We start from the raw sequence: 23759 nt of genomic DNA, 5'->3' as shown, positions 1-23759 counted from the left end.
CGTCCGCCGGGATGAGCGGTTTTTTGAGGACTTAGGCCAGCAAGGCTCGAGTCGCAGTTTCCACGTCCGACTGTCGCATCAGGCTTTCGCCGACCAGCAGGGCGCGGGCGCCAGCCTTGGCGACACGCGCCACGTCGTCGGGCGTGAACAGGCCGCTTTCGGCGACCAGCAACGCGCCTTTCGGGCTGAGCGCGGCCAGCAGCTCGGTCGTGGCCAGATCCACCTCGAAGGTCCGCAGCGAGCGGTTGTTGACGCCGATCAGGGCGTCGTCGCGGCCCTGAACCAGTTTGGCGGCGCGCGCCATTTCGTCGGCGCCGTGCGTCTCGATCAGGGCGTCCATGCCCCAGCGGGTCGCCTCGGCCAGCAGGTCTGCGGCCAGGGCGTCGTCCACCATGTCCATGATGATCAGGATGCAGTCGGCGCCCAGCGCCCGGCTCTCGGCCACCTGCCACGCATCGACCAGAAAGTCCTTGCGCAGGCAGGGCAGGGCGACGGCCGCGCGTGCGGCGGTCAGATAGGCGTCGTCACCCTGAAAGCTAGGGCCGTCGGTCAGGACGGACAGGCAGGACGCGCCGCCGCGCTCATAGGCCTGCGCCAGCACGGGCGGGTCGAAGTCGGCGCGGATCAGGCCCTTGGACGGGCTGGCCTTCTTGATCTCGGCGATCAGGGCCGGGCGGCCGGTTTCGGCGAAACGGCCGGCCAGGGCGGCGCGGAAACCGCGCGGGGGCGAAGCCTCTTTCGCGCGCGCCTCGATGGCGTTTTGCGAGACGGCGGTCTTGCGGGCGGCGACATCCTCGCGCTTGTAGGCGGCGATGCGGTCCAGAACGTCGCTCATCAGGCGTCCTCGTCTTCGATCGGCGCGTGGGAGACGCGCACCAGTTCAGCCAGGGCGGCGGCGGCGCGGCCATCGTCGATGACGCTCGCGGCCAGTTCGGCGCCCGATTTCAGGTCTTCGGCCCGCCCGGCGACCACCAGGGCGGCGGCGGCGTTTAGCAGTACGATGTCGCGATAGGGCCCGCGCTCGCCCGCCAGCAGGGCTGTCAGGGCCGCCGCATTATGCTCGGCGTCGCCGCCGCGCAGGTCGTCCAGCGTGGCCAGCGGCAGTCCGGCGTCGGCGGGCGTGACGGTGAAGCGGCGGACGACGCTGTCCTTCCACTCGGCCACCTCGGTCGGGCCTGTGGTGGTCAGTTCGTCCAGACCCTGACCGTTGACGGTCCAGGCGCGCCGGGCGCCCAGTCGGCCCAGAACCTCGGCCAGCGGCTCCAGCAGGGCGGGGTCATAGACGCCCATGACCTGATGCGTCGCGCCTGCCGGATTGCACAACGGCCCCAGCAGGTTGAACACGGTGCGGAAGCCGATCTCGCCGCGCACCGGCCCGACGTGACGCATGGCCCCGTGATAGGTCGGCGCGAACAGGAAGGCGATGCCCGCCTGATCCAGCGCCCGCGCCTGCTGGGCGGGCGTGGCGTCCAGATTGACGCCCAGGGCGGCCAGGACGTCGGACGAACCGGATTTGGAGCTGATGGCGCGGTTGCCGTGCTTGGCGACCTTCAGCCCTGCGCCCGCCAGAACGAAAGAGGCCGCCGTCGAGACGTTATAGGTGTGCTGGCCGTCGCCGCCGGTGCCGCAGGTGTCGATCACCTGATCGAACGGGTGCTCCAGCGAGCGCGCAGCGTCGCGCATGGCGCTGGCGAAGGCGACGATCTCGTCCACCGTCTCGCCGCGGATGCGCAGGGCGGTGACGGCGGCGGCGACCTGTGACGGCGTCGGCTCGCCGCGCAGGCAGGCGGCGAAGAAGCGCTTGGCCTCGTCCGGGGTCAGCACCTGTCCGTCGACCAGCTTGGCCAGCAGGGGCTTGATGCTGTCCATCAGATGTTCGCCAATCGCTTGACGCCCGCCAGATCGAGGAAGTTGGCGATCATCGCGTGGCCGTGTTCGGTGGCGATGGATTCCGGGTGGAACTGGACGCCGTGGATCGGTCGCGAGCGGTGCGACAGGCCCATGATCTCGCCGTCGTCGGTCCAGGCGGTGACCTCCAGCGCGTCGGGCAGGGTCTCGCGGCGCACGGCCAGCGAGTGATAGCGCGTCGCCGTAAATGGCGAGGGCAGGCCGCCGAACACGCCGCGTCCTTCGTGCAGGATGGGCGAGGTCTTGCCGTGCATCAGGGTCTTGGCGCGCACCACCTCGCCGCCGAAGGCCTGGCCGATCGACTGGTGGCCCAGGCAGACGCCGAGGATGGGCATGGTCTCGGCGGCCGTCTCGATCAGCGACAGGCAGATGCCCGCTTGGTCGGGCGCGCAGGGGCCGGGCGATAGCAGCACGGCCTCGGGCTTCAGCGCCCAGGCTTCTTCGACGGTCAGGTCGTCGTTGCGGACGACGTGTGTCTGGGCGCCCAACTCCGCGAGGTAGTGGACGAGGTTGTAGGTGAAGCTGTCGTAGTTATCGACGACGAGGATCATGGCGAAGTCTTCTTGAAGACGGGGAGGCAGGGCGGCCCAAGCATGGAAGGCAAACGGGCCGATTGAAAGCGGACGTTAAGCTGTCCGGGCGATAGAGGGGCATCGCCATCGGAAGAAATCCGTCTTGACCCCTGTAGAATGCATCCGTGACGCCCGCGCCCTGTTGAACGAGGCGCCCAGTGAACAACCCAAGCCGCTGCGCCTGCTGGCGGCGGCCGCCTTCGCCGCGACGACGGCGATCCTTCTGGCCGGGACCATGGTCGTGGGCCCCGGCGTAGTGTTTGACCAGGCTGCCACGGTTTCCAATCCCTAGCCGTCGGAACCCTGGCCGCGCGTGGTCGCGGTGAATCGCCACGCGTCCTCGGCCGCTTTCATCGGAGCGCGGGCTTTAGCCAGAGTTTCAGCATACTCCGCGGCCGGGTCGCTGTCGGCGACGACGCCCGCGCCTGCCTGAACGAAGATCTGGCCCTTGGCGAACATGGCGGTGCGCAGGACGATGCAGATGTCCGCCTCGCCATTGGCCGAGATATAGCCGACGCCGCCGCCGTAGCCGACGCCGCGCTTTTCGCTCTCAAGCTCGTCGATGACTTCCATCGCCCGCACCTTGGGCGCGCCCGACAGGGTGCCGGCGGGCAGGGCGGCCAGCAGGGTGTCCACCGCGTCCAGCTTGGGATCAGCGGCGCCGTTCACGTTGGAGACGATGTGCATGACCTGGCTGTAGCGCTCGACCACGAAGCTTTCGGTCACCTCGACCGAGCCGGGCGAGGAAACGCGGCCCACATCGTTGCGGCCCAGGTCCAGCAGCATCAGATGCTCGGCCCGTTCCTTGGGATCAGCTAGCAGTTCGGCTTCCAGCGCCTGATCCAGTTCGGGCGTGGCGCCGCGCGGACGGGTGCCTGCCAGCGGGCGGATGGTGACGCGTCCGTCCTTCAGACGGACCAGGATTTCCGGGCTGGAGCCCGCCAGTTGGAAATCCACATAGTCGAGGAAGAACAGATAGGGCGACGGGTTGCCGCGACGCAGCGAGCGATAGAAGGCGAACGGGTCCTGGGCCCACGGCGCCGAGAAACGGTGCGCCAGCACGACCTGGAAGATGTCGCCGGCGACGATGTAGTCCTTGGCCCGCGCCACCATGCGGCCGAAGGCAGCCTCGTCCACGTCTGAATGGAAATCGGGCGCGGGAACCGGCTCGACCTCGCGCTGGATGGGCAGGGGGCCGCGCAGGCGGTCCTCAAAGTCCTCCAGCCGGGCCTGGGCGGCGGCGTAGGCCTGAGCCGGGTCTGTCACCGTGTCGGGATAGGCGGCGGCGATCAGGACGATCTCGTGCTTCACCGAATCGAAGATGGCGACCAGGGCCGGACGCGCCATGACCGCGTCGGACAGGTCCAGCGGGTCGGGGTTGGCCGGGCCCAGCGGCTCCAGCAGCCGCACCATGTCGTAACCGAAGACCCCGAACAGACCGGCGGCCATGGGGGGCAGGTCAGCGGGCAGCTCGAACTTCGTCGCCGCGATCAGGGCGCGCAGGGATTCCAGCGCGGGCCGGTCTTCGGGCGTGAAGGTTTCCGACAGGACGTCGGCGCCGCGCGCGATCTCGGCCTTGCCGTCCCGGCAGCGCCAGACCACGTCCGGAGACAGGGTGACGAAGGAATAGCGGCCGTTGACGGCGCCGCCCTCGACCGACTCGAACAGGCTGGCGTAGCGCCGCCCGTGCCCGACCTTCAGGAAGGCCGAGACGGGGGTCTCCAGATCATCAATCAGGCGGCGGACCAGAACCTGAGGGCGGCCCGCCGTCAGGCCGGCGATGAAGGCGTCGCGTTCTTGCTGCATTACTTCTTGGCGGGAGCGGCGGGGGCCTCGACGCCCAGGGCCTGAAGGGCCAGGGCCGGATCGTTGCGCGACTTGGTGCGCGCGGCGGCGGCGGCGATGGTGCGGTCAGCCATCGTGTTGGCCAGTTCCTCGGTCAGGCGCGGACGGGCCTGCTCGGCCAGCGGCGCCGCCAGAGCCGGATCGGCGGCGTGGATGGCGTCGACACGACCGACGACGAAGCTGTCCTGGGCCTGCTGGCCCGAGAAGACCTGACCCTTGGCCTGACCGAACAGACCGCGCAGCACGCCATCGCCGACCTGAGCCTGCGACTCGCGGCTTTGCTGGACGGCGGTGCGGACCGTCAACTGGACGCCTGCGTCGGCGGCGACCTTGGCGATGTCTTCGCCGGCGCGGACGCGACCGGCCAGCTCTTCGGCCTTGGCCGACAGCAGGCGGGCGTTTTCCCGCATCGTCCATTGCTGGCCCAGGGGCGCGCGCACCTCGTCCAGCGTCGGCAGGGCCGACGGGCGGATTTCGTCCAGACGGACGGCGAAATACTGGCCGTCGCCGGCGTCGATGACGTCGCTCTCGCCGCCCTTGGACAGGGCGTAGGCGCTTTCCAGAACCTGACGCGGGGCGTTCATCGGTTGGCCGTCCGGCAGTTGGCCCTGTTCGGTGAAGGGCGGCAACTGGATGACGCGGGCCTTGGCGGCGGTCGCGGCGTCGGCCAGGTTCTTGCCTTCCTGACGCGCCTTCTCGAACTGTTCGACCTTGGCGTAGGTCGCGGCCTTCACCGCTTCGGCCTGAAGCTCCTGAACCACGGCGGCGCGGGCGGTTTCCAGCGACACGGCCTCGCCGGCCTGGATCGTGGCGACCTTGGCGACCGTGAAGCCCAGACGGCCCTGGATCGGCGCCGACACCTGATCGGCGGCCAGGGCGAAGACGGCGGCGCCGACGGCGGGGTCGCCCACGGCGGCCTGCGGCGTGGCCTTGTAGTCGCCCAGTTGAATGTTGTTGGCCTTGGCCACCTCGGCGGGGTTCTTACCAGCGCGCAGGTCGGCGGCGATCTTGTCGGCGGCTTCCTTGGTCGGGACCGTCAGGGTGACGAAGGTGCGCTTCTCCGGCTCGGCCAGGGCGGCCTTGCGGAACTCATAACGCTCCTTGATCTGCTCTTCGGTGATCGCGGGGGGGGCGTCGTTCGGGCCGGGCGAGAACAGGACCAGAGAGATCATGCGGAACTCGGGGCTGAGCAGACGCGCCTCGTTTTCCTTCATAAAGGCGGTCAACTGCGCGTCGGTCGGAGCGCCGGCGCGGCCCGCCATGGCTTGAGTGACCGAGAACCAGCGGCCGTCGCGCGTCTCCAGCGCCTGGCCCGCAAGCAGGGCGGCGTAGACGCGCGGCGCCTGCAGGCCGGCGAAGACGGCCGATCCGACGTGGGCGGTGACATACTGGTCGCGCAGGTCGTCTTCCAGCATTTCCGACGTCAGGTTCTGCTGGGCGAGGGCCTGGGCGTACAGGTCTTTGTCGAACTGGCCCGTGATCTGGTTGAAGAAGGCGGGAATCTTGCGGATCTGAGCCAGGATCAGCTCCTTGCCCGGACGGATGCCGGCCTTGTAGGCCCAGTCCAGGAAGCCCAGTCGCTGGGTCTGGCTGTCGAGATACTGCTGGTGCAGGTTCTCCTTGACCATGTCGTCATAGCTGACGGGACGACCGGCCTGCTCCTGCAGATTGGCGCGGACGCGCTCGAAGTCGGCGCGGAACTGGTTGGAATCGACGCTGCGGTCCCCGGCGCTGATGATGTGGCGCGGCCCCAGATTGGCGAAGATGTCGGATTGCGCCCCGACGATCAGGAAGCTGAGGATGATCAGGGCGAACAGGCCTGCGGCCCATTTCGACTTGGCGAAGTTTCGGAAGTACGTGATCATCGAAAAGAACCTGACGAGGGCCGGCGTCAAAGGGGCGCCAAGGGTCGCGTATAGGGGGTGCGGGGCCGCCGCCGCAAGTGAGGCCTGACGACATCTTGGCTTCTGTCGCGCTCGCCACTAGACAGGCCGCATGAAACAATCTGTGAAGCTGGTCGCCGGCAACTGGAAAATGAACGGTCTGGGCGCGAGCCTGGCTGAGGCTGAAGCCCTCGAAAAGGCGCTGAAGGAACAGGCTGCGGCCTGCCGCGTGGCCCTGTGCCCGCCCGCCACCCTGATCGATCGGATGGCGCAGACGCTGAAGGGCGGCGTTGTCGAAATCGGCGGGCAGGACTGCCACGCCGAGGCGTCGGGCGCCTATACGGGCTCGGTCTCGGCCGGGATGGTTCGCGATGCGGGCGCCGGTCTGGTGATTCTCGGCCACTCGGAGCGACGCGCCGGATTCGGCGAGACGGACGCCGATGTCGCCGCCAAGGTCGAAGCCGCCCTGGCCGCCGGTCTGGAGCCGATCATCTGCATCGGCGAGACGCTTCAGGAGCGCGAAGCCGGGCAGGCCGTCGAGATCGTCAGCCGTCAGGTCGCCGGTTCGCTGCCGGCCTCGCTGGCGGGCAAGGCCTTTGCGGTGGCCTATGAGCCGGTCTGGGCCATCGGCACCGGCCTGACGCCGACGCTGGAACAGATCGAAGAAGTCCACGCCGCCGTGCGGGCCGCCATGGTCGCCAAGCTGGGGGAGGGCGGCCGCGCCGCGCCGATCCTGTACGGCGGCTCGGTCAAGCCGTCGAACGCCAAGGAGATCCTGGCCGTGGCCGAGGTCGGCGGCGCCCTCGTCGGCGGCGCCTCGCTGAAGGCCGACGACTTCCTGGGCATCATCCGCGCGGCCTGACCGCGCGGACTGTTTGCTCGAAACCCTCAACGGTGTTAGAGGCCGCCGCTTGATCGGCGCGCTTTTGCGCCCACATGAATGACGCCATGCTCCAGACCATTCTGCTCGTCGCGATGATCATCATCTCGGTCTCTTTGTCGGCCGTGATCCTGCTGCAACGTTCCGAGGGCGGCGCCCTGGGCATGGGCGGCGGGCCGTCGGGCTTCATGACGGCGCGTGGCGCGGGCAACCTTCTGACCCGCGTGACGTCGATTCTGGCGGTTGCCTTCTTCGTCTGCGCCATCGGCCTGACGATCGCAGGCAACTATGCGCGCGGGTCGCGTTCGGTGATCGACGCCGACGCCGTCGGCTCCATCGCCCTGGATCAACCTGAGCAGACGGCCCCGGCGCCTGAAGCCGCTCCGGCGACCCCGGCCGCTCCGGCTGCGCCGTCGCTGGACGATCTGGAAGCCAGCCTGCCCGCCGGTCAGGGCGCGCCCGCCCAGTAAGGGCGACGTCGCCATCGAGTTCGAGGAAGCGCGCCGTGAGGCGCGCTTTCTTCTTTTGATCAACAGTTGGATTTGTTCAGAGCCTCTCCGCTCAGGACGAATCATGGAGTAAGGTGTCCGCCCATGGCTCGCTATGTGTTCATCACCGGCGGCGTGGTTTCCTCTCTTGGAAAAGGCCTCGCTTCCGCCGCTCTCGGCGCTCTTCTGCAGGCGCGTGGCTATAAGGTCCGCCTGCGTAAGCTGGACCCTTATCTCAACGTCGATCCGGGCACGATGAGCCCCTATCAGCACGGCGAGGTCTTCGTGACCGACGACGGCGCCGAGACCGACCTCGACCTGGGCCACTATGAGCGCTTCACCGGCGTCTCGGCGGCCAAGTCGGACAACATCACGACCGGCCGCATCTATCAGACGATCATCGAGAAAGAGCGTCGCGGCGACTATCTGGGCGCGACCGTCCAGGTGATTCCGCACGTCACCGACCAGATCAAGCAGTTCTGCCTGAACCCGGCCAAGACGGACGCGGGCGAGGATGTGGACTTCGTTCTGGTCGAAATCGGCGGCACGGTCGGCGATATCGAGGGCCTGCCCTTCTTCGAGGCGATCCGCCAGCTGGAGCAGGACCTGCCGCGCGGCCAGTCGTGCTTCGTCCACCTGACCCTGCTGCCCTTCATCAAGACCGCCGGCGAGATGAAGACCAAGCCGACGCAGCACTCGGTCAAGGAGCTGCGCTCCATCGGCATCCAGCCCGACATCCTGCTGTGCCGCTGTGAAGAGCCGATCCCGGCCGATGAAAAGCGCAAGATCGCCCAGTTCTGCAATGTCCGTCCCGACAGCGTCATTCAGGCGATGGACTCGGCCGACATCTACGCCGTGCCGCTGGACTATCACCGCGAGGGTCTGGACACCCAGGTGCTGGCCCACTTCGGCATGGACGACGCCCCGGCGCCCGAACTGTCCGGCTGGAACGAGATCGTGCGCCGCCGCCTGCATCCGGACGGCGAGGTCACCATCGCCGTGGTCGGCAAATACACGGTTCTGAAGGACGCCTATAAGTCGTTGATCGAGGCGCTGCAGCACGGCGGCGTCGCCAACAACGCCAAGGTCAACATCGACTGGGTCGAGGCCGACACCTTCGAAGGCGACCCGCAGGCCTGCGCCGAGCGTCTGGAAGGCGCCCACGCCATCCTCGTGCCCGGCGGTTTCGGCGAGCGTGGGGCGGAGGGCAAGATCGAGGCGGCGCGCTACGCCCGCGAGCGCAAGATTCCCTATTTCGGCATCTGCTTCGGCATGCAGATGGCGGTGATCGAGGCGGCGCGAAACCTGGCGGGCTTCCCCAAGGCGACCTCGACCGAGTTCGGCCCGGCGGATGAACCCGTGGTCGGCCTGATGACCGAGTGGGTCCAGGGCAATGAGCGCGTCAAGCGCGAGCATGGCGGCGACCTGGGCGGCACCATGCGTCTGGGCGCCTACGCCTCGACCCTGGCACCGGGCTCCAAGATCGCCGAGATCTATGGTCAGACCGACATCAACGAACGCCACCGACACCGCTATGAGGTGAACATCAACTACCGCGAGGCGGTGGAGCAGAAGGGCGGGCTGTTCTTCGCCGGCATGTCGCCGGACGGCGTCCTGCCGGAAACGGTCGAGCGCCGGGACCACCCCTGGTTCATCGGCGTCCAGTACCACCCGGAATACCGCAGCCGCCCCTTCGCCCCGCATCCGCTCTTCGCCAGCTTCATCGCGGCGGCCCTGGTGCAGAGCCGGCTGGTCTGATCACGGACGATTGTAGCGGCGTTATCCGGTTTTCGTGTCAACCTGTCGTTAATGATCTGGAACGACGTCGATGGCCGGTAACATCCTTTACTTCCTGCACCGTCACTTTCGTGCGGTGTTCGCGATCAGCGTGACGCTGGGCGTAGTGCTGGCCTTTGCCGTTGCGCGCACGATGCTGCGTCTGATCGGGGTTTAAGACGCGCCTCAACGGCCCAGGACAGCTTGGTGAGGGCGTCTTTTTTGTGGGCCGCGACATGGTCGGTCTTGTCGCTGGCGATTTCGTATTGGGGCGCGTCGTGTGATGCATGTCGCCTGTGCCCTTTATAATCAAAGTCCTGGCGATGGATGCGGATGATTTTACCGCTCACCCGGCCGGCTTCTGAATTCCAGCTGACATGATCGCCGATTGAGAATTCCGCCATTATCTCCCTGCCTCCAGAGGTCATAGAAGGCGCCGGTGTCCGATGATCATCTTGAACAGGTCGTCGAGCGCCGAAAGCAGATATCCGCCAAATCCAGTCATGCTCAGTGAACCCGTCAACTCCATGATGGGTTGCGGCGGATAGAGGTCACGATGGCGGGAACTGCTCGGCGCTGCGGCGGCCCTAAAGCGACTGGCCGTCGTCGACAGTGATGATCGAACCCGTGATGAAGCGCGCCGCAGGACCCGCCAGAAGCATCAGGGCCTGATCCAGCGCGTCTTCGTCCATCAGGCGGCGACGGGGAAAGCCGTTGATCTGAGCCTGGCCCTGTTCGGTGCCGAACCAGTCGGCGTTGATCTCAGTCTCGATATAGCCGGGCGCGATGGCGTTGACGGCGATCAGGCGCCGGGCCCATTCGCGCGCCATGCCTTTGGTCATCGACACGACGGCGGCCTTGGAGGCGCAATAGGCGGTCAGGCCCGGCAGTTGGACCGACCCGGCGATCGAGGCGATGTTGACGATGCGCGCGTCGCCCTGTGCGGCTACGCCGCTGTCGATCATGCGGCGGGCAGCCTCGCGCGCGGCGATGTAGACGCCTCGGACATTGACGTCGAAGGTCTGGTCCAGCCGGTCCAGAGGCATGGACAGGGCCGCGCCTTCGCCGCCGACGCCTGCGTTGTTCACCAGAATGGACAGGGGACCGAGGGCGGCCTGCGCCGTATCCATCGCGGCGCCGATCGTTTCTGCGTTCGCCACGTCCAGAGGGACGGCAATCGCCTGACCGCCTGCGGCGCGGATGGCGGCGACTTCCGTTTCCAGCCGGTCTGTCCGACGCGCCGCCAGGGCGACGCGCGCGCCTGCCTGAGCCAGGACATGAGCGAATCGCAGGCCCAGCCCGCTGGACGCTCCCGTGATGAAGGCAGTGCGATTCTCTAGTGATTTTATGGGCATGGCGCTCTCCTCTGAGCCAAGCTTCACCGGAGTTCAGGGCGATTTCAATAACATTCGCTATCACGCGAGCGAATGTTGACTCCCGCGCTAATGCGTGTCCCAATCCGGCTCAAGCGCTGACGGAAATAAACGGCGCATGGGAGGGAAAATCTGATGAAGGCTTTACTGCTCGCTTCGGCGTGCCTGTTGGCGCCTGCCGCTGCTCTGGCGCCGGGCCAGGTCTGGGCGCAGGATCAATCTTCGGCCGTGTCGCAGGCGGAAGGCCGCGACCAGTCGACCGCGCAGGTCGAGGACGTGATCGTCACCGCTACTCGCCGCGCCGAACGTCTTCAGGACGTGCCGGTCAGCATCACCAGCCTGTCCCAGGAGGAGCTGACGCAGCGCGGCATCGTCAACTATGACGGTCTGGCCACGGCGACGCCGGGCGTCGTGCTGAACCGGGCCTCGGCCAACTTCAACAACTTCACCGCGCGCGGCATCGCCACGAACGGCTATGGCGCCAATCTGCAAAGCACCGTCGCCATCTATCTGGACGAACTGCCAATCTCGTCCAACGGCAACTCCACAATTCTTGACCCGACTTTGTATGACGTTGAGCGGATCGAGTTCCTGCGCGGGCCGCAGGGGACGCTGTTCGGGTCGGGTTCGCTCGCGGGGGCGCTGCGCATTCTGACTCACGACCCGGATCCGTCGGGCTTAGACGCTTCCGCGCTGGTTGATCTGGGCGTTATGGCCGAAGGCGGTCTGCGTCAACGTTACAACGCCATGGTCAACGTGCCGCTGATCGAGGATGAGCTGGCTCTGCGCATCGTCGGCTTTTCGCGCAATGAAGAGGGCTGGGTCGACAACATCGGCACCGGCATCGAAGACGCCAACACCCTGGTCCAGTACGGCGGCCGCGCCATCCTCAAGTGGGAGCCGACCGACCGCTTCTCGGCCCGCCTGATGTACTCGCGTGAGATCAGCAATCCGCACGACTCCTCGTTGACCAATCCGAACCTCGGCGAATACGTCCGCCTGACCGACCGTCCGGACCGCTTCCAGAGCGACATGACGAACTATAACGCGACGCTGGAATACCAGTTCGACGGCGCGCGGCTGACCAGTTCATCGACCTATTCGGATTATGAGGGGCTGTTCTATGTCGATCTGGCGGGCTCTTACGCCCAGGCCTTCCCCTTCGCCCTGGATGCGGACGCCTGGGACAGCACCTTTGTGCAGGAACTGCGGCTGGTCTCTGATCCGGGCGGCAAGTTCGACTGGTCGGTCGGCGGCTTCTATTTCCGCAAGCGTCGTGACGTGGACTACAACTATCGCTCGAACCCCGAGTTTCTCGCAGCGCGCGGTCTGACCGGTCTGCCGGACGAATACTATCAGCGCATGGGCACCCACTTCATCAGCCATGAAGTCGCCGCCTTCGGCCAACTCACCTATCGCTTCACGGACGACCTATGGGTGACCGGCGGCCTGCGCTACGGCAAGACCGACGCTCAGGGCTTCACCGAGGCGGGCGGTTATGGCTCCGACTATCTGACCCTGGCCTATTGGGGTTTCACAAATACGCCGATCACCATGACCGGTCCTTATGCGGCAGCGGAGGGCGTCAAGGCCAAGGAAGACGGGCCGTCCTATCGCCTGAGCCTGTCATGGCGGCCGACGCCGGCCATCACGACCTATGGGGCGATCTCCACGGGTTTCCGCCCGCCGATCATCAACGCCCAGGCGGGGACGGTCAGCCAGATCGACCCCAATGACATCGTCATTCCCACGGGGGCCTCCTCTGACAACCTGATCAACTACGAGATCGGGGTTAAGGGGCGCTGGTTCGGGGGCAAGGTGTATGCCGATGCGGCTCTGTACTGGGTCGACTGGAACGACATCCAGGTTCAGGCCAACCGCGTATCCGACTCCATCCAGTTCGCGACCAACATCGGCGGCGCGACCAGCAAGGGGCTGGAAGTGTCGGTCGTGGCCCTGCCGGCCGACGGCTGGACCGTGGCCCTGACCGGCTCTTTGAACGAGGCCAAGGTCGATGATCTGAGCGTGCAGGAAGCCGCCATCTCGGGCGCCGTTCTGGGTGCGCGTCTTGCCGGGCCGAAGGCGTCGGGCTCTCTGCGGGTCAACTATGAGTGGCAGCCGATGGCGGGCGTCATGGGCAATGCGTCGGTGGCGGTGTCGCACGTCGGCAGCTTCCCCAACGCCTTCCCGAACACGCCAGGTCGCCCGCTTGTGCCGCTGCCGACCTATGACGACACCGACAGCTATACGGTGGTCAACGCCAACGTCGCCTTCGCCTTCACGCAGTTCACTGTCGGGGCCTATGTCGAGAACCTGTTCGACGACCGGTCGATCAACTACGTGCACCCCGAAGCCTTCATCGACGGGCGTTATGGTCGTCAGCGTCCGCGCACGTTCGGCGTGCGCGTCGGCTATGAGTTCTGATCGATGGCCGCCGCAACTCCTTCGGCCGTTCCGGGCGCGCAATCTGGGCGTCCGGGAGCCCGCGCCTGGTTCGTTCTGGCGCTTCTCTGCTTCGTCTACGTCCTGAACTTTCTGGATCGGCAGCTGCTGTCGATCCTGGCCAAGCCGATCCAGGACGAGCTCGGCGTCACCGACGGCCAGCTGGGTCTGATCAGCGGCCTGTATTTCGCGATGTTCTACTGCATCCTCGCCATTCCGGTGGGCTGGCTGGCGGACAGGACCAACCGGGTCAGGGTGCTGTCCCTGGCCTGCGCCCTGTGGAGCGCGGCGACGGCGGCCTGCGGCTTCGCTCAGAACTATCCGCAACTGGCGACCGCCCGCATGATGGTGGGTGTGGGCGAGGCGGGGGGCGTGCCGCCGTCCTACGCCATCATCTCCGACTATTTCCGACCCGGTACGCGCGGCACGGCTCTGGGACTGTTCAACCTGGGGCCGCCGATCGGATCGGCACTGGGCGTGGCGTTCGGGGCCTCGGTCGCCGCCGCCTATTCCTGGCGCGACGCCTTCATCTGGGTGGGCGTCATCGGGGTCGTTACCGCCCTGATCGTCTGGTTCTTCGTGCGCGAGCCGAAGAAGGGCGGGCTGGATGAACCGGTTGAGGCCGTGGAAGAAGCCGTGCAGACGCTTGCTGCGCCTGAGCCCGCGCCGGGTTTCATGGCGACCTGCCGGATGTATTTCTCCAATCCGGTGCTAAGGGGCATGGCTCTGGCCAGCGGGGCGACCCAGTTTGTCACCTATGCCCTGATGAACTTCGCCACCCTGTTCCTGATGCGCGAAAAGGGCATGACTCTGCAGGAGATCGCGCTGTGGTACGCCCTGCTGCTGGGCGTCAGCGTCAGCCTGGGCATCTTCGGTTCGGGCTGGCTGATTGATCGCCTTAGCCGTCGTTACAAGACCGCCTATGCCTATCTGCCCGCCGTCGGACTGATTGTGGCCGCGCCCTTCTTCGCCGGTTTCGTCTGGGCGTCGGACTGGCGTGTCGCCCTGCTGTTCCTGTCCGTGCCGATGGCGCTGAACTACTTCTATCTGTCTCCGGCGGTGACGCTTGTGCAGGAAGAGGTGAGGCCCAATCAGCGGGTCCTGGCCGGCGCCCTGTTGCTGTTGGTGATGAACCTGATCGGTCTGGGGCTGGGGCCGACGTTCCTGGGCGCCGCCAGCGATTTCTTCCGGGCCAGCCATCCGGATAATTCGCTGCAGATGGCCTTCTACTGCCTGCTGCCCTTCTATGGGCTGGCGATTGTGATGTTCCTCGGTCTGGCGCGGAAAATCCGGCTCCAGTCGCAAAAGGAGGTTGTGTCGTAATGAAAGCCGCAGTTCATCTTCTGGCGGGCCTGACCGCCCTCGGGTGCGTCGCTGTTCAGTCGCCTGCGTGGGCGGAAGCAGGGCCGGTGGTCCAGGCTCCGGCCGGACCTTTGCAGGGCGAGGCCGTCGACGGGGTCGACGTTTTCCGGGGCGTGCCTTACGCCCTGCCGCCTACAGGCTGGCGCCGCTGGCGTCCGCCCGCCGAGATGTCGCCCTGGACCCGGACGCGCGATGCGACCCGGTTCGGCGCCGCCTGTCATCAGCCGGTGGCGCGCGGCGAGAGCATCTATTCCGGCGAAGAGCCGACGATGAGCGAGGACTGCCTGTTCCTCAACGTCTGGGCGCCGCAGGGCGCCGAGGCTGCACCGGTCTTCGTCTGGATCCACGGCGGAGCCCTGACCACCGGCGCCTCGAACGAGGCCATGTACGACGGCGCCCGCATGGCCGCCGCCCAGGGCATGGTGGTGGTGTCGATCAACTATCGGCTGGGGGTGCTGGGCTATCTGGCGCACCCCGAGCTGAGCGCTGAATCGCGACAGAAAATCTCGGGTAACTACGGGCTGCTCGACCAGGTCGCGGCCCTGAAATGGATCAAGGGCAACATCGCCGCCTTCGGGGGCGATCCGGGCAATGTCACCATCGCCGGAGAGTCCGCCGGGGCGCTCAGCGTCATGTATCTGATGGCATCGCCCGAGGCGCGCGGCCTGTTCCACAAGGCGATCGCCCAGAGCGCCTATATGATCTCGACGCCTGAACTGCGCTCCACCCGCCACGGCGACCCGGCGGCAGAGACGGTGGGCGTCTGGCTGCAGGCCCAGCTGGGACGTCAGAACCTGGCGGACCTTCGCGGCATGGACGCTCAGGAACTGACGACGGCGTCTCTGGCCAAGGGTTATGCCCCGTGGGGCACGATCGACGGCAAGATCCTGCCGGAACAGCTGGTCGAGGTCTTCGACCGGGGCGAACAGGCGCCCGTGCCGCTGATGGCGGGCTTCAACGAGGGCGAGATCCGCTCGCTGCGGTTCCTGCTGCCGCCGGCGCCGCCTGCGGACGCCGAGGCCTATGAGGCGGCCATCCGCGCCAGCTACGGCCCGTTGGCCGAGACCTTCCTGAAGCTCTATCCGTCTTCGGACCTGAAGGAGAGCCTGCTGGCGACGCCGCGCGACGGGCTCTACGGCTGGACCGCCGAGCGCCTGGCGCGCCGCCAGGAACGCACGGGCCAGCCCGGTTTCCTCTACTTCTTCGACCACGGCTATCCGGCGATGGACGAGGCGGATCTGCACGCCTTCCATGCATCCGAGATTCCCTATGTCTTCGGCAATGTTGATCGGACGCCGCCGCGCTGGCCTGCTATTCCCGAGACGGAAGGCGAACGCGGTCTGTCTCAGGCCATGATGGCCTATTGGGCGAGTTTCGCGCGGACGGGCGCGCCTGTTGCGCCGAACCAGCCGGATTGGCCGGCCTATGGCGAGGGCCGCTTCTATATGGCCTTTGAGGAGACTCCGGTGGTGCGGGACCATCTGATGCCGGACATGTACGAGACCCACGAAGCCGTAGTCTGCCGCCGCCGCGCGGCGGGGGGGATCGCCTGGAACTGGAACTTCGGGGTCCTGTCTCCCGCCTTGCCGCCGAAAACGCCCGCCTGCCAGTGAATAAAGAGAACGTCATGGCGTCTGATGCCCCTCCGGAATCTCCTGTCGCACCCCGCAAGCCTGCGGCTCGGCCTCGCCGTCCGCGCAGCAAGGTCGAGCAGCGCGCCGAAACCATGGAGCAGATTCTCGACGCGGCCGAGTATCTGTTCTCGGTGCACGGCCTGTACGGGGTGACGCTGAAGGATGTGGCCCAGCGGGTCGGTGTCCACCACACCCTGCTGAACTACTATTTCACCGACAAGAAGAAGCTCTACGACGACGTCATCGCTCGGCGTGCGGGCGTCACCGTCGCCCTGCGGATGAAGGCGCTGGAAGACTGCGAGGCGGCGGCGGAGGGCGGTCGTCCGACGGTCGAGGCGGCCCTTCGCGCCTTCCTCGATACGGACCTGGACCTCTACAGCCAGGGCGGAGAGAACTGGAAGAACTACGGCGTACTGGGCGCCCTGTCCTCGAACACGCCCTATGGGGCCGAGCTGATGGACTTCCACTTCGATCCGGTGGTGTTGAAGCTGATCGAGTTGTTGAAGCGGGCCCTGCCGGACTGCGCCGAGGAAGACATCTTCTGGGGCTACCACTTCGTCACCGGCGCCCTGATGCTGACGCTGGCGCGGACGGGTCGGATCAACCGCCTGTCGGGCGGCCTGTGCGACTCCGACGATTTTGAAGCGGTGAAGACCCGCATGGCCCGCTTCATGGCGGCCGGCTTCATGGCCATCTGCGAGGGGGCCATCTGCGAAGGGGCTGGCGGTTCGCGCGAAGCCGCCGCCTTTGCCGCAATGACCGGAGCTCTGTCCGACGATTGATGGCGGCTGCCTGACCGCCTCCTGTTTCGCGTTAGCGGCGCCGACGCGCGCCCGAAGGGATACGCAACCCATGATGATGAACGACGGGGACGTTCAGTCCTTTCCCCTGACCCTCGACAAATTTCTGGACCATGCAGCCAAATGGCGGCCGAACGCCGAGGTGGCGACGGCGCGTGACGACGGCTCAGTTGCGCGCATCGGCTATGCCGCCCTGCGCAGCCGCAGCCTGAAGATTTCCGCGCTTCTGCGTCACTGGGGTGTGGGGCGGGGGGAGCGGGTCGCCACTTTGGCCTGGAATACTCAGGGCCATGTCGAGGCCTGGTTCGCCATCATGGGCATGGGCGCGGTCTGCCACACGCTGAATCCGCGCCTGACCGCCGAGCAACTGGCCGCCATGCTGGCCCAGTCCGAGGCGAAAATCCTGTTCATCAGTCCCGACCTGATCGATCTGGCCAGCCGTGTTGCGGACCTGTCGCCGCTTTCGCGCATACTGGTGCTGGATCAGGCCGAGGCGATCTCCGTCCTGCCGCATGGCCGGGCCGAGGTCGCCGCGCTGGAGCCGCTGTTGGCCGAGGCGTATCCTCCGGTCGTGTGGGGCGACTTCCCCGAAGCCGCGCCCTGCGGCCTGTGCTTCACCTCGGGCACGACCGGGGCGCCCAAGGGCGTGACCTACACCCACCGTTCCAGCTTCCTGCATACGCTGCGCGTACTCCAGGCCGACGTCATGGCGGTGACCAGTCGCGACAGCCTGCTGGCCGTGGTGCCGATGTTTCACGCCAACGCCTGGGGCCTCCCGTTCGCTACGGCGGCGGTCGGGGCCAAGCTGGTGCTGCCGGGGCGGCGGCTGGACGGCGCCAGTCTGGCGCGTCTGATCATCGCCGAGGGCGTCACGGCGGGCGTTGGCGTGCCGACCGTCTGGCTGTCCCTGCTGGAGCACATCGAGGCGGCGGGGCTGGAGCTGCCGTCGCTGGAACGGATCATCATGGGCGGCGCGCCGCTGGCTCCGGCCTTGATGGAGCGGATCGAGAAGCGGCTGGGAGTCATCGTTCAGACCAGCTGGGGCATGACCGAACTGTCGCCCTCCGGCACGGTCGCCTCGCCGCAGGAACTGCGTCGGTCAGCGGGCGTCTCGGGGCGTCCCGCGGTGGGGGTCGACCTGTTGCTGACGGATGAAGCGGGGCAGCCCTTGCCCGAACAACGCGGGTTCGAGGGCCATCTGAAGGTGCGGGGCGCCGCCGTCGTCCGTCGCTATTTCGGTCAGGATCAGGACGCCGTCGACGCGGACGGCTGGTTCGCCACTGGCGACCTGGCGCGGCTGGACGAAGAGGGTAATCTGACCATCACCGGCCGAGCCAAGGATCTGATCAAGTCCGGCGGCGAATGGATCAACCCGGCCGAGATCGAAGCCGTCGTCGGCGCCCTGCCGGGGGTGGCGCTGGCGGCGGTCATCGGCAAAAGTGACCCCAAATGGGGCGAGCGTCCGATCCTGTTGGTGGAGGTTTCGGCCGAAGCGCCTGAAGACGACGAGGCTCTGCTGGAGCCGCTGAAAGGGCGGGTGGCGTCATGGTGGATCCCCGACGCCGTCTATCGGCTGGAGCGGATGCCGCTGGCCGCTACCGGCAAGATCGACAAGCTGAAGCTGCGCGCTGAATACGGCGCACGGTGATCGGTTTCTATTGGTTTCGAGACAGGAGTTTGCAGGGATGTTGCTGAAGGACCGAGTGGCGATCGTGACGGGTTCGGGCGGGGGTCTGGGCCGCTGTCACGCTCTGTATCTGGCCTCGCAGGGCGCGCGGGTCGTGGTCAATGATCTGGCCGAGGCGGCGGCGCAGGGCGTGGTCGACGAGATTGTGGCGGCGGGCGGTCAGGCGATGGCGGCGGCCGGGTCGGTGACCGATGTGGACGCGGTCCAGGCGATGGTCGATGCGGCGATGCAGGCCTGGGGCCGGATCGACATCCTGGTCAACAACGCCGGCATCCTGCGCGACAAGAGCTTCGCCAAGATGACGATGGACGACTTCCGACTGGTGGTGGACGTGCACCTGATGGGCGCCGCCATCTGCTCCAAGGCGGTGTGGGAGATCATGCGCGCCCAGACCTATGGCCGCATCGTCATGACCACCTCGTCGTCGGGCCTGTACGGCAACTTCGGCCAGGCCAACTACGGCGCGGCCAAGCTGGCCCAGGTCGGGCTGATGCAGACCCTGGCCATCGAAGGCGCCAAATATGACATCAAGGTCAACGCCCTGGCCCCGACGGCGGCGACGCAGATGACGGCGGGCATCCTGTCCGAAGAGGTGCTGAAGGCGCTGGACCCGGCCCTGGTCAGCCCCGGCCTGCTGGCCCTGGTCAGCGAGGACGCCCCGACGCGCGCCATCCTGTGCGCGGGCGCCGGCCACTTCGCCACGTCCAACATCACCCTGACGCAGGGCGTGCGCATCGGCGGGGCCGAGGACGCCGGCGAACAGCTGATCGCGCGCTGGGCCGAGGCCAGCGACCGCGCCGGCGAGGCGGTGCCCGCCTTCGGCTTCCAGCAGGCGGCCCAGGAAATGGCCTCGGCGGGCGTGGAAGGCCCGGTGACGGCATGAGGCGCGACGCTGTCATCGTTTCGACCGCCCGCACCCCGATCGGGCGGGCCTATCGCGGCGCCTTCAACGCTACGCCGTCTCCGACTCTGGCCGCCCACGCCCTGAGCCATGCCGTTCAGCGGGCAGGCGTCGATCCGGCCGAGATCGAGGATTGCATCATCGGCTGCTCCCTGCCGCAGGGCGTGCAGCAGACGATCGGCCGCAACGCGGCCCTGGCGGCCGGTTTCCCCGTCTCGGTCGCGGGCATGACGATGGATCGCCAGTGCTCTTCGGGCCTGATGACCATCGCCACTGCGGCCAAGCAGATCATCGTCGACCAGATGCAGATCGCGGTGGCGGGCGGGGTGGAGTCCATCTCGATGGTCCAGACCGAACAGCTCCGCATCGAGCCGGACCCTCTGGTCCTGCAGCATCAGCCGGACGCCTATATGTCCATGCTGGACACCGCTGAGACGGTGGCGCGGCGTTATGGAATCGGGCGCGAGGCGTGCGACGCCTATGCCCTGCAGTCTCAGCAGCGCACGGCGGCGGCGCAGGCGGCGGGTCGTTTCAACGATGAGATCGTGCCTCTAGCCTCGCGCATGAAGGTCGTCGACAAACAGACCGGCGAGGTCAGTTGGCGCGACGTCGCCCTGCAACAGGACGAGGGCGCCCGCGCCGACACCACGGCCGAGGGGCTGGCCGCCCTGCGCACCGTCTTCCCGGACGGCACGGTGACGGCGGGCAACGCCAGCCAACTGTCGGACGGCGCCTCGGCCTGCGTGTTGATGGAAGCGAAGGAAGCCGAGCGCCGTGGCCTGCAACCGCTGGGCCGCTATGTCGGCATGGCTGTAGCGGGCGTCGCGCCGGACGAGATGGGCATCGGCCCGGTCGTGGCCGTGCCGCGCCTGCTGGAGCGTTTCAACCTCAAGGTCAGCGACATCGACCTGTGGGAGCTGAACGAAGCCTTTGCGGTTCAGGTGCTCTATTGCCGCGATCAGCTCGGCATTCCGGACGAGCGGCTGAACGTCAACGGCGGCGCCATCTCCATCGGCCACCCCTACGGCATGAGCGGCGCCCGCATGACCGGCCACGCCCTGATCGAAGCCCGCCGTCGCGGCGGCCGCTATGTCGTCGTCACCATGTGCGTGGGCGGCGGCATGGGCGCAGCGGGACTGTTCGAAGTTCTTTAAGATCAGGCGAAGGGGATGGAGTTCATCCGTCCCCTTTGAAACTGCTGATCAGACCCGTTCGAAGATGGCGGCGATGCCTTGACCGCCGCCGATACACATTGTGGCCAGGCCGTAACGCCCTCCGATCCGTTGCAACTCATGCACCAGCTTGGTGGTAATGATGGCGCCGGTGGCGCCGACCGGGTGGCCGAGCGAGATGCCGCTGCCGTTTGGATTGACCTTGGCGGGGTCGAAGCCCAGTTCGCGGCTGACGGCGCAGGCCTGGGCCGCGAAAGCCTCATTGGCCTCGATCACGTCCAGGTCGGCGACGCTCAGCCCGGCGCGCTCAAGAACCGTACGGGTCGCGGGCACGGGGCCGATGCCCATATAGGCCGGATCGACGCCCTGGTGCGCATAGGCGACCAGACGGGCCATCGGCTTGAGCCTCTGAGCCTTGACCGTGGCTTCGTCGGCCAGGACGACGGCGGCCGCGCCGTCGTTGATGCCCGAGGCGTTGCCTGCCGTGACCGTGCCGTTCTCGGCGCGGAAGATGGGGCGCAGCTTGGCCAGATCTTCCACCGTGGTTTCGCGGCCGTGCTCGTCGACGGCGAATTCCGCAGGCTTGCCGCGCACCTTGATCTGGACGGGCAGGATCTGGCTGGTGAAGCGGCCCTCGGCGATGGCGTGGGCGGCGCGGGCCTGGCTGATCGCGGCGAGTTGGTCCTGGTCCTCGCGGCTGATTCCGTAACGCTCGGCGACGTTTTCGGCCGTGACTCCCATCAGGATGTCGCCGAACGGATCGGTCAGAGCGCCGTTCAGCGCGTCGATCAGGACTTCATCGCCCATCTTGCGGCCCCAGCGCATGCCGGTTGACAGGAAGGGTGCGCGGCTCATGACCTCGGCGCCGCCGCCGATCGCGACCTGGCAATCGCCCAACCGGATCGCCTGCGCCGCTGAGACGATGGCCTGCAGGCCCGAGCCGCACAGCCGGTTCACCGTCATGGCGGGCGTCGCGTGCGGAACGCCGCCGTTCACCGCAGCGACACGCGCCAGATAGGCGTCTTTCGGCTCGGTTGGGATCACCTGGCCGAAGACGACATGGCCGACCTGTTCAGCATTGAGCCCCGAGCGCGCAATGGCCTCGCGCGTCACAAGCGCACCCAGTTCGGTCGGGGCGTGGTTCTTGAGCGAGCCGCCGAAGGCGCCGATGGCGGTGCGGACGGCGGAGACGATAAAGACGTCAGACATGGTCGATCTCGATAGGATGCAGGAGGGGAGGAGGGATCAGAAGCTGTCGTTGCTCAGGGCGCCGGTCAGGTCGCTGGCTGACACGGCGGCGGCCAGCCACGGCCCGACCTTGGGAAGCTCGAACTCGAAGAAATAGCGGCAGGCGGTCAGCTTGCCTGCATGGAAGGCGTCGGCGGGCGCCTGGCTGGCCGCCCTGGCCTGATCCAGCCACAGCCAGGCCGTGACGACATGGCCGAACGCGCGCAGGAAGGCGGTCGCATTGTCCATCCGGGTCGCCTCGGGCAGGTTCTGGATCGCCCGCAGAGCGCGCAGGATGTCTTGCCAGGCGGCGCGCAGGGTGTCGGCGGCGTCGGCCAGATCGGCGCTCTGCGCCGCCTGACCACAGGTTTCGCCCAGACGGCGTTCCAGCACCGCAAGCCCGGCTCCGTCCGCGCGCAACAGCTTGCGGCCCAGCAGGTCGAGACCCTGGATGCCGGTCGTGCCCTCGTGGATCGGGTTCAGCCGGTTGTCGCGATAGAGCTGCTCCACATCGAAATCGCGCGTGTAGCCATAGCCGCCATGAATCTGGATGGCGATGTCGTTGGCGGCCAGGCCGTATTCCGACGGCCAGGTCTTGGCCACCGGAGTCAGCAGGCCCAGCAGGGCGGTGGCGTCAGGATCGTCTGGCTGGTCGACCAGCTTGGCGCAATAGAGGCACAGCGCCAGCGCGCCCTCGGCATAGGCCTTCTGCGTCAGCAGCATGTGGCGAACGTCGGGGTGTTCGATGATGGCGACCGAACCGGCTTGACCCGGGCGCTGTCCCTGCACGCGCTCCTGCGCATAGGCGAGCGCATGGCGATAGCCGCGATAGCCCAGGGCGGCGGCGCCCAGACCGACACCGATGCGCGCCTCGTTCATCATCAGGAACATCTGTTGCAGGCCGCGCCCCGGCTCGCCGATGCGCCAGCCGATCGCGCCTTCACCCTCGCCGAAGTTGAGCAGGCAATTGGCCGTGCCGCGATAGCCCATCTTGTGATTCAGGCCTGCCACGTTGATGTCGTTGCGCTGACCGTCCGGCAGAACCTTGGGCACGATGAACAGCGACAGCCCCTTGGTGCCGTCCGGCAGGGCGCCGTCGTCCAGCGGGATCTTGGCCAGCACCAGATGGACGATGTTTTCGCTGATGTCCTGATCGCCGCCCGAAATCCACATCTTGTTGCCAGACAGCCGATAGCGGGAGCCCAACTCGTCTTCGCCGTCGGCCACGGCGCGCGTGCGCACGTCCGCCAGGTTCGAGCCGGCCTGCGGCTCCGACAGGCACATGGTGCCGAACCACCGGCCCGTGATCTGGGGCAGGGCGAAGGCCTCGGTCTGAGCTGGCGTGCCGAACTCGGCGATCAGGCGAGCGTTGGCTGTCGTCAGCATCGGATAGGCCGCCGTGGCGATATTGGCGGCGGCGAATAAGGCGAACGACGCCGAACAGGCCAGATAGGGCAAGCCCAGTCCGCCCAGTTCCTCGCCGAAGCCCGCCGAGAACAGGCCAAGCTCGGCGTATTGCTCCAGAGCGGTCCTGATCGCGGGCAGGGTGATCACCCGCCCATCCTCCAGCCGAGGCTCAGCCGCATCGGCCGCCTTGTAGTGAGACAGGAACAGATCGACGGCGAGGTTTTCCGACAGGTCCAGCACCGCGTCGACGCTCTCGCGGCTGTGATCGGCGAAGGCGGGCGCCTGGAACAGCGTCTCCATCTTCAGCCAGTCGTGCAGCATGAAATCCAGGTCGCGACGGACAATCAGGGGATGGCTCATGCGTTCAGGGCTCCAAGGCTGCGGTCATGGGCGGTCCGGCAC

20 protein-coding genes and 1 pseudogene are annotated in these 23759 nt (G+C 67.1%); 12 read left to right on the top strand and 9 right to left on the bottom strand.

The window, feature by feature from the left end; genetic code table 11:
- Positions 1-31: 31 nt before the first annotated feature.
- The 3 genes from trpC to D1604_RS03145 are packed head-to-tail and all read right to left on the bottom strand — an operon-like array spanning position 32 to position 2459.
- Positions 32-835 (bottom strand): indole-3-glycerol phosphate synthase TrpC, encoded by an 804-nt coding sequence (trpC, locus tag D1604_RS03155; protein WP_119412150.1) that lies wholly within the window; start codon positions 833-835, stop codon positions 32-34.
- Positions 835-1872 carry an anthranilate phosphoribosyltransferase gene (gene trpD, locus D1604_RS03150; RefSeq protein WP_233551880.1) on the bottom strand — a complete coding sequence of 346 codons (1038 nt, stop codon included), beginning with the start codon at positions 1870-1872 and terminating at the stop codon, positions 835-837. The genes trpC and trpD overlap by 1 nt, the downstream gene beginning before the upstream one ends.
- The gene (locus D1604_RS03145) at positions 1869-2459 is read right to left on the bottom strand and encodes an anthranilate synthase component II (protein ID WP_119412148.1); all 591 of its coding nucleotides are present in this window, start codon (positions 2457-2459) and stop codon (positions 1869-1871) included. Before D1604_RS03145 ends, trpD begins: the two co-directional genes overlap by 4 nt.
- A gap of 124 nt (positions 2460-2583) precedes the next feature.
- On the opposite strand from D1604_RS03145, the gene D1604_RS03140 reads away from it, so the two are divergent.
- Complete coding sequence (locus D1604_RS03140; RefSeq protein ID WP_119412147.1) at positions 2584-2772, top strand: hypothetical protein; 189 nt, start codon at positions 2584-2586, stop codon at positions 2770-2772.
- Here D1604_RS03140 and trpE read toward each other — a convergent pair.
- Positions 2769-4286 carry an anthranilate synthase component I gene (gene trpE / locus D1604_RS03135; RefSeq protein WP_119412146.1) on the bottom strand — a complete coding sequence of 506 codons (1518 nt, stop codon included), beginning with the start codon at positions 4284-4286 and terminating at the stop codon, positions 2769-2771. The two genes, D1604_RS03140 and trpE, sit on opposite strands and share 4 nt — an antisense overlap.
- Positions 4286-6190: a peptidylprolyl isomerase gene (locus tag D1604_RS03130; protein WP_119412434.1), complete on the bottom strand. Its 1905-nt coding sequence runs from the start codon at positions 6188-6190 to the stop codon at positions 4286-4288. The genes trpE and D1604_RS03130 overlap by 1 nt, the downstream gene beginning before the upstream one ends.
- A 130-nt stretch (positions 6191-6320) precedes the next feature.
- Between D1604_RS03130 and tpiA the strand changes: the two genes are divergently transcribed.
- The 4 genes from tpiA to D1604_RS16000 all read left to right on the top strand — a co-directional run bounded on the left by tpiA (position 6321) and on the right by D1604_RS16000 (position 9530).
- Positions 6321-7070, top strand: coding sequence for a triose-phosphate isomerase (tpiA, locus tag D1604_RS03125; protein WP_119412145.1), 750 nt, complete (start codon positions 6321-6323; stop codon positions 7068-7070).
- An 86-nt stretch (positions 7071-7156) separates the two neighbouring features.
- On the top strand, positions 7157-7558 hold the full coding sequence (secG, locus tag D1604_RS03120; RefSeq protein WP_428979865.1) for a preprotein translocase subunit SecG: 402 nt from the start codon (positions 7157-7159) through the stop codon (positions 7556-7558).
- A gap of 123 nt (positions 7559-7681) precedes the next feature.
- Complete coding sequence (locus tag D1604_RS03115; RefSeq protein ID WP_119412144.1) at positions 7682-9334, top strand: CTP synthase; 1653 nt, start codon at positions 7682-7684, stop codon at positions 9332-9334.
- A gap of 70 nt (positions 9335-9404) precedes the next feature.
- Complete coding sequence (locus tag D1604_RS16000) at positions 9405-9530, top strand: hypothetical protein (RefSeq protein WP_255413932.1); 126 nt, start codon at positions 9405-9407, stop codon at positions 9528-9530.
- A 43-nt stretch (positions 9531-9573) separates the two neighbouring features.
- Here the strand turns inward: D1604_RS16000 and D1604_RS15870 are convergent.
- A pseudogene (locus tag D1604_RS15870) lies at positions 9574-9756 on the bottom strand (DUF2945 domain-containing protein); the annotation flags it as partial.
- Positions 9757-9939: 183 nt separating this feature from the next.
- A complete protein-coding gene (locus D1604_RS03105; protein ID WP_119412142.1) occupies positions 9940-10707 on the bottom strand; it encodes an SDR family NAD(P)-dependent oxidoreductase in 768 nt (255 codons plus the stop codon).
- A 153-nt stretch (positions 10708-10860) separates the two neighbouring features.
- Here D1604_RS03105 and D1604_RS03100 point away from each other — a divergent pair, with 153 nt between their 5' ends.
- The 7 genes from D1604_RS03100 (at position 10861) to D1604_RS03070 (ending at position 20705) form a co-directional block, all read left to right on the top strand.
- Positions 10861-13149 carry a TonB-dependent receptor gene (locus D1604_RS03100; RefSeq protein WP_119412141.1) on the top strand — a complete coding sequence of 763 codons (2289 nt, stop codon included), beginning with the start codon at positions 10861-10863 and terminating at the stop codon, positions 13147-13149.
- 3 nt (positions 13150-13152) lie between these two features.
- Positions 13153-14490, top strand: coding sequence for a spinster family MFS transporter (locus tag D1604_RS03095; protein ID WP_119412140.1), 1338 nt, complete (start codon positions 13153-13155; stop codon positions 14488-14490).
- Positions 14490-16142 (top strand): carboxylesterase/lipase family protein, encoded by a 1653-nt coding sequence (locus D1604_RS03090; RefSeq protein WP_119412139.1) that lies wholly within the window; start codon positions 14490-14492, stop codon positions 16140-16142. The genes D1604_RS03095 and D1604_RS03090 overlap by 1 nt, the downstream gene beginning before the upstream one ends.
- A gap of 14 nt (positions 16143-16156) precedes the next feature.
- The gene (locus D1604_RS03085; RefSeq protein ID WP_119412138.1) at positions 16157-16945 is read left to right on the top strand and encodes a TetR/AcrR family transcriptional regulator; all 789 of its coding nucleotides are present in this window, start codon (positions 16157-16159) and stop codon (positions 16943-16945) included.
- Between the two features lie 70 nt (positions 16946-17015).
- Positions 17016-18611, top strand: a complete 1596-nt coding sequence (locus tag D1604_RS03080) for an AMP-binding protein (RefSeq protein ID WP_199683646.1) — start codon at positions 17016-17018, stop codon at positions 18609-18611.
- A 37-nt stretch (positions 18612-18648) separates the two neighbouring features.
- Positions 18649-19533 (top strand): SDR family NAD(P)-dependent oxidoreductase, encoded by an 885-nt coding sequence (locus D1604_RS03075; RefSeq protein WP_119412137.1) that lies wholly within the window; start codon positions 18649-18651, stop codon positions 19531-19533.
- The gene (locus D1604_RS03070; protein ID WP_024352602.1) at positions 19530-20705 is read left to right on the top strand and encodes an acetyl-CoA C-acyltransferase; all 1176 of its coding nucleotides are present in this window, start codon (positions 19530-19532) and stop codon (positions 20703-20705) included. Before D1604_RS03075 ends, D1604_RS03070 begins: the two co-directional genes overlap by 4 nt.
- A gap of 48 nt (positions 20706-20753) precedes the next feature.
- On the opposite strand, the gene D1604_RS03065 is transcribed toward D1604_RS03070, so the two are convergent.
- Together D1604_RS03065 and D1604_RS03060 are read right to left on the bottom strand one after the other, a co-directional pair.
- Positions 20754-21932 (bottom strand): acetyl-CoA C-acyltransferase family protein, encoded by a 1179-nt coding sequence (locus D1604_RS03065; protein WP_119412136.1) that lies wholly within the window; start codon positions 21930-21932, stop codon positions 20754-20756.
- Positions 21933-21968: 36 nt separating this feature from the next.
- Entirely contained in the window at positions 21969-23717 is a 1749-nt protein-coding gene (locus tag D1604_RS03060) for an acyl-CoA dehydrogenase (RefSeq protein WP_119412135.1), read from the bottom strand.
- Positions 23718-23759: the final 42 nt, after the last annotated feature.

It is taken from the genome of Brevundimonas sp. LPMIX5 (assembly GCF_003576505.1).
Classification (GTDB): Bacteria; Pseudomonadota; Alphaproteobacteria; order Caulobacterales; family Caulobacteraceae; genus Brevundimonas; species Brevundimonas naejangsanensis.
The sequence above is the reverse complement of the archived record's forward strand: the minus strand, read 5'-3'. Positions and strand labels throughout refer to the sequence as shown.